This is a genomic window from Klebsiella sp. GG_Kp175 (assembly GCF_040062325.1).
In the GTDB taxonomy this organism is placed as follows: domain Bacteria; phylum Pseudomonadota; class Gammaproteobacteria; order Enterobacterales; family Enterobacteriaceae; genus Klebsiella; species Klebsiella quasipneumoniae.
On the sequence record NZ_JBEAFX010000009.1, the window covers coordinates 123,903 to 133,990 of the forward strand.

General features: G+C 58.7%; 8 protein-coding genes. 3 read left to right on the forward strand and 5 right to left on the reverse strand.

From position 1 onward, the window contains the following. Positions 1 to 18: 18 nt before the first annotated feature. Complete coding sequence (locus tag ABLU73_RS15135) at positions 19 to 702, reverse strand: TerC family protein (protein ID WP_064187839.1); 684 nt, start codon at positions 700 to 702, stop codon at positions 19 to 21. Positions 703 to 927: 225 nt separating this feature from the next. Here ABLU73_RS15135 and ABLU73_RS15140 point away from each other — a divergent pair, with 225 nt between their 5' ends. After that, positions 928 to 1,713 (forward strand): DsbA family protein, encoded by a 786-nt coding sequence (locus ABLU73_RS15140; protein ID WP_004206394.1) that lies wholly within the window; start codon positions 928 to 930, stop codon positions 1,711 to 1,713. A 47-nt stretch (positions 1,714 to 1,760) separates the two neighbouring features. Here ABLU73_RS15140 and pgaD read toward each other — a convergent pair whose 3' ends face one another. From pgaD to pgaA, 4 genes are read right to left on the reverse strand one after another with little or no spacing between them, the layout of a single operon-like run. Beyond that, positions 1,761 to 2,210 (reverse strand): poly-beta-1,6-N-acetyl-D-glucosamine biosynthesis protein PgaD, encoded by a 450-nt coding sequence (gene pgaD / locus ABLU73_RS15145; protein WP_064151108.1) that lies wholly within the window; start codon positions 2,208 to 2,210, stop codon positions 1,761 to 1,763. Next, positions 2,207 to 3,538, reverse strand: coding sequence for a poly-beta-1,6-N-acetyl-D-glucosamine synthase (pgaC, locus tag ABLU73_RS15150; RefSeq protein ID WP_023291682.1), 1,332 nt, complete (start codon positions 3,536 to 3,538; stop codon positions 2,207 to 2,209). The genes pgaD and pgaC overlap by 4 nt, the downstream gene beginning before the upstream one ends. Beyond that, positions 3,531 to 5,546, reverse strand: a complete 2,016-nt coding sequence (gene pgaB, locus ABLU73_RS15155; RefSeq protein WP_135699378.1) for a poly-beta-1,6-N-acetyl-D-glucosamine N-deacetylase PgaB — start codon at positions 5,544 to 5,546, stop codon at positions 3,531 to 3,533. The genes pgaC and pgaB overlap by 8 nt, the downstream gene beginning before the upstream one ends. Before the next feature lie 8 nt (positions 5,547 to 5,554). After that, positions 5,555 to 8,002 carry a poly-beta-1,6 N-acetyl-D-glucosamine export porin PgaA gene (gene pgaA / locus ABLU73_RS15160; protein ID WP_264924128.1) on the reverse strand — a complete coding sequence of 816 codons (2,448 nt, stop codon included), beginning with the start codon at positions 8,000 to 8,002 and terminating at the stop codon, positions 5,555 to 5,557. A 633-nt stretch (positions 8,003 to 8,635) separates the two neighbouring features. Between pgaA and ABLU73_RS15165 the strand changes: the two genes are divergently transcribed. Beyond that, positions 8,636 to 9,202 carry a LuxR family transcriptional regulator gene (locus ABLU73_RS15165; protein ID WP_004206400.1) on the forward strand — a complete coding sequence of 189 codons (567 nt, stop codon included), beginning with the start codon at positions 8,636 to 8,638 and terminating at the stop codon, positions 9,200 to 9,202. A gap of 311 nt (positions 9,203 to 9,513) precedes the next feature. Next, positions 9,514 to 9,804, forward strand: coding sequence for a PerC family transcriptional regulator (locus tag ABLU73_RS15170; RefSeq protein ID WP_004153693.1), 291 nt, complete (start codon positions 9,514 to 9,516; stop codon positions 9,802 to 9,804). Positions 9,805 to 10,088 lie beyond the last annotated feature (284 nt).

The window sequence follows — 10,088 nt, forward strand, 5'->3', positions numbered from 1 at the left end:
ACGGCGTCTTGGGCAAGGCTAGTCTTTCGCCTGCGGCCGCTGACGACGGCGCCAGCCTGCGAACAGCACCAACAGCGCGCCGATGGCGCCGGCCAGGCGCGCCATGCCCTCGCCGGCAGTGGGAAACAGCTGGCGGAGGGTAGGGTCGCTGACCAGCATTGAGCCGGCAATCCAGCCGATGAGCATCCCGCCCAGCAGCACCACCGCGGGAAAGCGGGTGAGCAGGGCTAGCACCAGTTTGCTGCCGGCGACGATAACCGGGATGCTGATCGCCACGCCGAGGGCGACCAGCGCAATGTGTCCTTTGCCTGCGGCAGCCACCGCCAGCACGTTATCCAGCGACATGATCACATCGGCGACGGTGATGGTGACTGCGGTGCGCCACAGGCTGCCTGAGCTGGCAACCTCGCTCTCGTCCTCCTCATCACTGACCAGCCTGATGCCAATCCACATCAGGAGCAGCGCGCCGACTATTTTCAGCCACGGCAGCGACAGGAGATACAGGGCGATCGCCAGCAGCAGGATGCGCGCCAGGATAGCGCCTACGGTGCCGATGACGATCGCTTTGGTGCGTTTTTGCGGCGGCAGTTTGCGACAGGCCATGGCGATCACCACGGCGTTATCGCCGCCCAGCAGTAAGTCGATGGCGACAATCTGCAGCATAATCACCGCCATGTCCCATTGTTGAAGAAACGCATACATATTGAGAGAAACCACCTGAAATAAATACCACGAAAAGCCGCTGCGCAGGGGACTCCGCCCGGTGAGCGTTGACCGCTGGCGCCGGCCCGCGCCGACGCGCGTGGAACCTGAGCCTGAAAAATAAAGTTACGAATCAACGCGCCGTCGGGCAAGGCTTCGGCGAAAAAGGGTGATATTTTGTCATACAGACACACCTGCCGTTCACTTATCGCAAGGATCCCCACTATGTCTGGCCACAAGAAATACCTCTCTGTCGCCCTGCTGAGCGCTGTTTTACTGCCGGCGATGGCCTCTGCCGCTGACGCGCCGGCGACCTTCACCCCGGAACAGGAGGCGCAAATCGGCAAAATCGCCGCCGATTACCTGGTCGCCCACCCGGAAGTTCTCCTGCAGGCAAGCCAGAAACTGCAGCAAATTCAGGCTGAGCAACAGGCCAGCGCGGCCACCCAGGCGGTGCTGAAGAATGCCGCCTTGCTGACCCAGGATAAAAATACCCCGACTTACGGCCCGGCCAACGGCAAAGTCACGGTGATTGAGTTCTTTGACTACCAGTGCGTCTACTGCAGCCGGCTGGCGCCGGTGATGGAGCAGGTGATTAAAGCGCATCCGCAGACCCGCTTCGCTTTTAAAGAGTGGCCTATCTTCGGCGGGCGCTGGGAAAGCTCGCTGGAAGCAGCGAAAACCGGCCTGCAGATCTATCAGCAGAAAGGGGCGGATGCCTATCTGACCTACCATAACGGGATCTACGCCACCGGACATAACGAAGGCAAGCTGACGACGGCGGATATCCAGCAGCAGGCGAAGAAAGCCGGCTTTGATGCGAAGAAGGCCAGCGACGTCGAACCGGTACTACAGAGCATTAACGACCTGGCGCAGGAGATTGGTCTCAGCGGCACGCCGGGCGTGATCGTGATGCCGACCACCGGCGCCACGGAAGCCAGCATCACCGTCTTCCCGGGGCTGGCGGATAAAGCCTCGCTCGAAGCCGCGATTAAAAAAGCCGGCGGCTGATCGGCGGCGTCGTTACCCGGTCAGGGCCGCCGAGGGCGGCCCTGCTATCATTCATGATCCCTCTCCTCGTGCGGCGGCGGCAGCGCGTGGCTTTTTAAATCAATAATCTGCCCGATTTGATCGTGGTAAACGGTCAGCAAATTATAGCGGCTCATCTCCGAGATAATCTGTGGCGCGACGTTAAAGCTGCTGGCCAGCTCCTCATCCCGCAGAGTAAGCACCGCGGTGTGACGCCGGGTGCGGGCGCGGCGTCGGTTATAGTGGTACCAGAGGATCAACAGCCAGCCGTTCAGCGCGGCAATCAGCAGATACACCAGCGCCGTATTCAGGGAGTCCATCAGCGATTCCCAGCGCGGAGAGGGCGGCGCGATGAACTGCATCAGCAAATTGGCGTAGAGAAAGAACAGAAAACCGAGCCAGGCCAGCAGCGTTAAACCGGCGTCCACCAGCCGGGGCAGCACGCGGTGTTCGGTTAAGATGAGCGTGTTTTCATTCATCGCAGGCTTCCTTTTCCCCGGTCCGGGCTCACCCAGCGCGCGCGGGAACGTTGACGTTTCAACATGACTTTCGGAAAAGCGACCAGCGTGGTCAGCAGGCCGATCATCCAGTAAACCATCGGGAACCAGATCACCCAGAACAGGGATTTGGCCACCTTTTTCTCATAGCGCCGTTCGATATACAGGCTGGCGACGAACTGCAGCAGGCACATCAGGCCGAGCAGCATGCCGGTGAACTCAGGCGGAAACAGGCTGTGCACGGTCAGGTTGTCCGGCAATGGCATCAGGCGGCTGAGGATAAACAGCAGGATGGTGACCGCGTAGGCAAAGGCCCACAGCGTGGAGCAGGCATACTCCAGAAACAGCGGCCACATCCGATGATGCTGCCAGTGAAACAGACGGCGCAGGTTGACCAGAAAGACTTCGGCCCCGCCCTGGGCCCAGCGCAGACGCTGCTTCCATAACCCTTTGAGGGTCTCAGGCATCAGGATCCAGCACAGCGCCCGCGGCTCGAAAAAGATGTCCCAGTGGCGGAGTTGAAGCTTCCAGCTGATATCAATATCTTCGGTGATCATATCCGGGCTCCAGTAGCCGACGTCCGCCAGCGCCTGGCGCCGGAAGGCGGCGATCACCCCGGAGACGGTAAAGACCCGGCCATAGATCCGCTGCGTCCGCTTGATAAGCCCAATGATCGACGAAAACTCCCCGACCTGAATGCGGCCGATCAGCGTGGATCGGGTGCGGATCCGCGGGTTGCCGGTGACCGCCCCGACGTGCGGGTAGTGGATCAGCGGCGCGACCAGCCAGGCCGCGGTATCCCGGTCCAGCAGGGCGTCGCCATCGATGCAGACCAGCAGGTCGCCGCGGGCGGCGGCGGCGCCCGCTTTGAGCGCCACCGCTTTTCCCTGATTGGCGGCCAGGTGGATCACCCGCAGCCTCGGCTCCTCCTGCGCCAGCTGCTGGAGCACCTGAGCGGTGTTATCCGAAGAGCCGTCGTTAATCGCGATCACTTCGAGGTTGGCGTAACGCTGGGCCAGCGCCGCGCTGATGGTCTCCCGGGCGTTTTTCTCCTCGTTAAAACAAGGGATCAGGATCGAGATCAGCGGATTGCCCGGCAGCGACGGCGGCGGGGTATCCTCCCCCCACGGCCAGTGGCGCTCCAGCTGAAACCAGAAGTACAGACCCCCGGTGATCCATAGCACCGACATAAACAGCGGCCAGAAAAAGACAAAGTCGAGGATAAGCTCGCCGGTAAATACCGCTGCGACGCCTAACGGCAGCCCGAATACGAGGCATAAAATGCACAATGCGATAATGCGATCAGTCATGGTCAGGGTACCACCAGGAAGAGAATTGCGGTCTGATACGGGAGATATCAGGCTGATTGTTAATGAAATCGTCTGGGTAGTAGCCGTAGTTTTTGACGCCGTTTAGCCGCAGCAAACGCATCCAGTCCGCCAGCTGTTGGTCGGGAATGGCGTTGTGCTGGCGTCGGTTCCAGTCTTTGGCCTGCAGTTCAAAGATGGTTTTCTTCAGCGCGCCCGGGTGGCGGGCGACGGCCTGCACCAGCCGCGTCAGCCAGGCCTGGCTGGTGTCAATCGGCACGGACTCCATCAGCGGCATCGCCATGGGGACCGTCCAGTCATAGGCGGCAACGAAGTCATCAAGATTTTGCGCAAACCAGGCTTCGCTCTGCGGCTCCAGGATCGGCAGGGCGAAGAGATTACGCGCCGTTTTCACCTGCGGGCCGCGGATGGCCTGCACCGCCTGGCGCAGCTGCAGAGTGAAGCGGGTCAGGGTTTGGCTTTTGAAACGCATCCATGCCTGGCGCTCTTGCGGACGTTGGGGCACCGGGCCGGCATCGCGCGCCAGGCCACTCTGCCGCCAGGCGGCGACCGCCTCCGGGCTCACGTCTTCAAAATCGGTCAGCACGGCGTCGTCGTGGAACAGAATCCCGCTGAAGCTGGCGTGTCGGGCCAGATCTTCGTAGATGTCGGTGATCTGCTGGCGAACCCGGGGATCCCAGGGCGACAGGCGGACATAGGGCTGACGGGCAAGTAACGCCTTCCCGGTTTGCGGATCCCAGCGCTGCACGCGCGGCAGATCGGACGAAAGATCGAAGGCCAGCACCGGCATCCAGGCATAAACCTTCACCCCGCCGCGGGTCTGCAGCTGCCAGGAGACGAAGTTAAACAGGTCGGCGCGCATCGGCAGCCAGCGGTTGGGGAAATAGAGCGACTTGACCGTGCCGTCGCCCTGCGGGTCGGAGAAGGCCTGCAGAAAGACGTGGCTGATTTTCATGTCATAGACGCGCTGTATCAGCTTATCGATATTCTTTGCCTGCTGGACGGGATTGGGGTCATAGACATAGTCCAGATCGACATGCATCACCCGAACAGGATCGGCTTCCTGGATCTGGGTTACGGCGTTGGCAAAGGCCTTGATCGACGGGTTACCGGCGATCAGCATGCGCGGAATATTGTCCAGATCCTTCACGTTGCCCAGGCCGTCGTTCAGCGTAAACGCCAGCTGATACCCCTGCTGTTTGGCGATGGCCAGAGTGCTGCCGCTGGCGGCGCCGTAGGGCCACACCCAGGCGCGCGGCGCTTTCCCGGCGACGTCGTGGATTTTCGCCGTTACTTTCTGCACGTCATCGGTCATTCGCCGGGTAAACTGCGCGTCGCTTTCATAGCGGCCGGTGGTTTTATCCCAGCCTCGATTGGCGGCGGCGGGCTCGCGGCTGCCTTGGGGATTGGCCGGCAGGCCGTAATGCGAGGCCCAGGTGTGCGCGCCGATCTCCACCAGCGGCGAGCGGCTGAGCTCGCGCACCATCTCCCAGGTGGCGAAGCGATCGCGCGGCGTCATCAGGCCACCAAAATTAACGGGCTGGTTGGCGGGGGTGTCCACCCAGCTGCCCACCGGCGCCCACAGCGCCGGAACGTTCCAGGCTTTAAGCAGCGGCCAGACGCGGGTATAAAAACTGCTATAGCCATCGTCGAAGCTGAGAAGAAAAGCTTTAGGCGGAAGCGACTTAAGGCCATGATGGGCGTCCAGAATGTCCTGAACGCTCACGGCATGGTAGCCGTGATGCAGCAGCCAGGCGATCTGCTCATTAAGCGCGCTGGTCCGCACCGAAAGATAACGCTGGTCGGCGGCGTCGTCTTCGACGTCATGATAGGCCAGCACCAGAAAGCGATCCGCCGGCCAGGGTTTATTGGCCTCCAGCTGGGGTCGTTGCTGCGGGGCGAGGAAGGGGACCTCCTCAGCACGCACGCTGAAGATAAGGCACAGCCAGCCGAGAAGCATCAGGCCGTTGCGCAGGGTCGTGTTCAGCATGGTCATCCTTAAAACCGTATGTTTGCATCAAGAGTGATGGCGAGGTTGTTTTCACGTTTGCCGTCGTAGGGCCGCTTATCCCAGTTCAGCATCACCCCGGTGTCGACGACGTTGTTCCAGCGCAGGCGCTGCCCGTAACCCAGCACCGTAATCGCCCCGGCGGCGTGATTTTTTTGCCAGTAGCTGCCGCCGCCGGCGAGCAGCTGCTGGCTCCAGACGGTGTCATACCGCTGGTAAAGCGTGTGATCGACGGCCAGCGCCGCGGTGGCTGCGAGGTCGCGCGCCGGACTGTAATACGCGGTGTCAGTGCGGCTATTGGCGCTGGCCGCCAGACCGGGCTGCAGATCCAGCGTTAACCACGGCGTCTGCCAGAGGCGCTCTTTACCAGAGAGGGTGTACTCCTGACGACGGTTGTGGTCGGTAAAGCGGCTGGCGGCCACGCTGACGCGGTACTCCCGGCGCTCGTTTTGATACCATCGCAGCCAGCCTTCGCCGCGGTTGGCGCTGACGCCGTTGCGTAACGCGCGCAGCGGCGTCTGCTGCGAAATCCACTCCAGTTCGCCGCCCAGCTGCCAGCGATCGTTGACGTCGTGCGCGGCGGAAAGGCGGACGCCGGGCTTATTCTCGCCGTGAAAATTGACGCTGGAGAGTTCAAGTTCTCCCCAGGCGTCGCGCGGGCGCCATTCAATACCGGCGAACAGCTGGCGACGGCTGCCTTTCCCCTCTTCAAAATTGCCTTTGGCAAAGCGGTGGCCGCCAAACAACCGCCAGCTGTCGGCTATCGGCGGGCTGTAGATCGCCGTCTCAAAACTGAGGTCGTGGGTACCGCTCACCGGGTTGTCGGAATGCAGCCCTTTGCCGACGCTCAGGCGCAGCTCGGAGAAATGATGGATTTCGCGGGCTCTGGCCAGGCGTTGGGTATTCAGATCCCGTGGCGAGCGGGCGATAACGTCGTCGGTCAGCAGATCCATCTGCCGCCACTCCTGCAGATCGAGAGCGACCCAGGCCTGCTGGCGCTCCAGCTGCAGGCTGGCGGGCTCCAGGGTTTCCGCCGCTTTCAACTGGCGTTCGGCAGCCCGCGGCAGCCCTCTGTCCTGCAGCACGGCGGCATAGTCGATCTGCAGCCCCTGGTTGCCGGGGGCCGTCGCCGCCAGGCGCTGCATGCGGGCTTCGGCCTGCGGCAGGGCGTTGGTGGCGGAAAGATAGTGCACGTTAAGCGTCTGCGCGGTGAGCCAGTCGTCGTTCGGCTGGGGCGTCGGCGAGCCGTAGAGATGACGGATGTAGGGCGCATTCCGGGTGAGGCGGGCGACATACCGTTGCGCTGCCGGATACTGACCTGTGTCCAGCAGGGCGTAGAAAAGCTCATGTTCTTCATTCTGTTGGCTCGTCAACCATGAGGGATGCTGATGAATGAGCGTCAACGCAGGCTCAATCTGCTTAAGGGCGATATAAGAGGAGATGACCCAGCCGATGGCCCAGTCGGGAACCACCTGCTGCTGCGCGAGCAGGCTTTGGTATTCGCGGATGATCTGCGCGTAGTCTGCGTTGGCGTACAGCGCGCCCAGACGGTCAATGCGCGCCCGGGTGATGTCCGGGGCGGCCTGCGGATCGGGACGCCAGGCGGCGATCATCGCGTCGTATTGCGCCAGTGCCGTGCGGGCCAGCGCGTAACGCGCATTTTCTTCACGGGAAGGCGTATCGGCAAGGCGCACCAGCTCGGCGGCGGCGTTCAGCTGCAGGTTGCGCTTTTCCGCGGGCGTCAGTTCGACGCTATTCGCGAGGCCGAGGGCGGGGGAGTCGATCCGGTTGCGGGTCAGGGTCGCCATCAGGCTGGCCAGCGCGGCTTTGTTCTGCGGTTCGCGATCGAGGATCTGCGTGTCCACCAGCAGCTGGTCCCAGCTTTTGCCAAGCCGCAGGTAGACATAAGAGAGGGTCTGCAGGTGAGCCACGCTCGCCTGCTCCGCCACCAGGCGACGCGCTTCGCTGAGCGCCTCGCCGTCCTTGCGGGCATCGGCCAGCGTCTTGATATAGCCGATACGATAGTCGTCACTGTCAGGGGACTGGCTGAGAGCCTGCTGCCAGAGGAGGAGCGAGGCTTGCCACTGTTTCTGGTTGCGCAAAGCCTGCGCGGCGGCGGCGGTGCCCCGTGCGGGAAGCGGCATATAGACCTGATAGCGTCGCCAGATTTTCACGACCTCATCGTCCTGGCCGGCCCAGAGGGCTACCTGCAGCCAGTCGGCTACCTGAGAAGGGGTTAACGCATGCCGTAGCTGGTACTGCTGAAGATATGAGAGAAAGGGGGCGTACTGGCCCTGACGCGCTTGCAGGATCTGCTGGTCATAGAGCGAGTCCGCTCCCTGAACCAGCGTCGGGAAGAGCAAAAGCACGCCGATTGATAGCGAGAGTTTCGTGTTGCGATTAAACAATAACGTATTTGAATAAGGTGATCTTTCCATTTCTATTTGCCATATGTTCATCAAGAATCCATTGCACAACACGACCGTCCTTTGACGGTGAGTTAAAGGATGAGGATGGTCCCATTTAGCTGACTGGCACTGCGGGTGAATGACTTATTGCAAACTAATAAACCTATCTCCTGTGGATAATTGAATGGATAATTTATACCCGATACCGCGGCGGATAAATATGGTTAAATGACGAGCTGAGTTTTAAGATAAATCTGTAAAAATGGTTTAATTCGAATCGCCATGTTGAAGTCAATGTCTTTAACTTACTGAAATAAATAAAAAATGAAGCTGACTGGAATTTTGTTTCAAATTTTCCTGGTGGCTTATATTGCTGTGAGGGGAAAGATTTTATATAGATATTTAAGATGATTTCTGACAAAAATTCTTAATAGCAAAAAAAGCATCTTTTCTGTGGGATTTTTTTATTTATAATTAATCCGTTTATTTTCTGTCCGAACCCTGGGAGGTTTTTCACAGCCAGATTCAGATGCCGCGCTAATGATAAATCACAGATCTCGTTATTTTTACCGCCATGCGGAGCGATCCACAGGGGCAAGGATAATGTCTGGTTGACGAGAATTTGTTGATTAAATGTTAAAGGGACGACTTGTGGCAAATTCAATGATATTAGTTACCCAGGATCACTATCTTTTTCAAGGTGTTAAGAATTTCTTCCCTGATATCATTCAGTTAGATTCTAGCGGAAAAGCGATTTTAGATAATGAGGTTGATGAACTCTCTCTGCTGGTTGATAGCCGTTCGCCGCTTTGTCATTACGATTATCTGGTGATGGAGGCGGCACAATCCAGAAAGCGAATATGCTGTATTGTCCTCGATATGCGCCATCGGGAAGAGCATTTACTCAGCCTGAAATCGTTTTTAAACATGTCATTATCACCCGCCGATATGGCGACCTTATTTGGGCTTTTCCTGGAGATGAAGAGTAATCGGCTGACCAAAGAGTGGTTCGACAATCTGCGCTTAAGTATGACAGAGCAGCTGATGCTGCGTTTTCTTGGGGCGGGGATGACAATGGAGGAGGTGGCGTTGAATCTTAATACTTCGCTAAAAAGCCTTTACCGCAAGCGGACCGCACTTTATGAACGACTGGGGTTAGATAATTTTAATGAAGCCTGCTTATTTATCTTCAAAAATAAACTGCTGGACCAGTCCGGTCGATCGCCATGAGGGCTGGTTGTACAGGAAATGGGTGATATCGCAAGGTATGTAATGATGGAAATGTAATAAATTAAATAGATATTGATAGGTACAACCGTCGATACCGGTCGGTATCCAGGGTGGCGCCCGGCATATAATTCCGGAGCTCTTTGGAAGTAATTACCGCCATGGCGGTTTGCTATGCACAGCGATTATTATAATGAATATATTCCTTGCGCCGCAGAGGAATAGTTTTGTCATAAATTAACTTTACCATGGTATTCCGGCTCACGTGTCGGAATACCATGAGATATCGTGAAAGCATCAGAGGAGCGAGGTGGATGAGAATAAGGGACAGTATTGCGGAGCGGTTAGAAGCCTGCGGGCTCTACCGTCGGGCGGCATCCAGATGGATTGAGGTGATGCAGCGTTGTCTGGACGATGAGGACCGAGAGTGGATCCGTCACCATCGCAATCAGTGTCTGAAAAAGGCGCAACGTCCGCCGGCGCCGAAAGAGGAGTTTGCCGATCTCCACCAGGCGGCTAAAGAGACGCAATATCGCATGGGCATTGCTAAGCCTTATGGCGAAGCGTTCAGACTACCCGGCAAAGGGAAAACCGCCGCCGAATAATACCTTTCTTTATTGCGTTTGCCTGACGGCCTGCGTTTGCGCAGGCGTTTCATTGTCCGTAGGCCCACGCAAGCGCAGCGCCGCCTGGCGATATGCATCAGACGCCGTACCCGCGGTTGTGCCGGATGGCGGCATAAATGCCTTATCCGGCCTACGGGTCCTCCCGCAGGCTCAAACAGCGTAGGCCCACGCAAGCGCAGCGCCGCCTGGCGATATGCATCAGACGCCTTACCCGCGGTTGTGCCGGATGGCGGCATAAATGCCTTATCCGGCCTACGGGTCCT